We start from the raw sequence: 531 nt of genomic DNA, 5'->3' as shown, positions 1-531 counted from the left end.
CTATTTCCACATCATCGACATGACCATCGGCTTTGGCTGCACCAATCATGGCTTTTAAAATTAATACGCTGTGTTTGCTATCTTGTGGATCGAAGGGGTCATGGACGCCTTGATCACTCTGCTTAGCTTGCCAATCGTTATACACTTTGTAGGCAAGTGCACCGAGTGCTGCCGCTCCACCGACTTTAAGCGCGCCAGAACCCATTTTCTTCGCCATCTTTTTGCTTTTCTTTGAGCCCATAAGCATGCCAATCAATCCACCACCGATGGCTCCTGCGCCGAGAGTTTTGAACTGGCTAGAGCTGGATGATGATTTGATGTTTTGAGTTTGCTTACCCAGGGCGTCAGCACCTTGTTTGAGTAAATCAGAGTTGAGCGCTTGGTTTAGAAGACTTTTTAAATCCATAACTGACCTCCTGTAAATGTTGAGATCAGTGTACAAACGACAAGCTGAACCAAAGATTAACGAAATGAATAGTAAAGAAATTAGGGGCAGTGTCATTTCTGAGGACAATAGAAAAGGGTTGACCG

The 531-nt window shown here is 44.8% G+C and carries 1 protein-coding gene; it reads right to left on the bottom strand.

What is annotated here, in order from left to right:
- On the bottom strand, positions 1-406 hold a 406-nt coding region (locus R8O11_RS30920), incomplete at its 3' end, for a DUF533 domain-containing protein (RefSeq protein ID WP_318195351.1).
- Positions 407-531 lie beyond the last annotated feature (125 nt).

Source organism: Vibrio sp. 1288, assembly GCF_033344475.1.
This window is presented reverse-complemented; position numbering and strand designations above follow the sequence as displayed.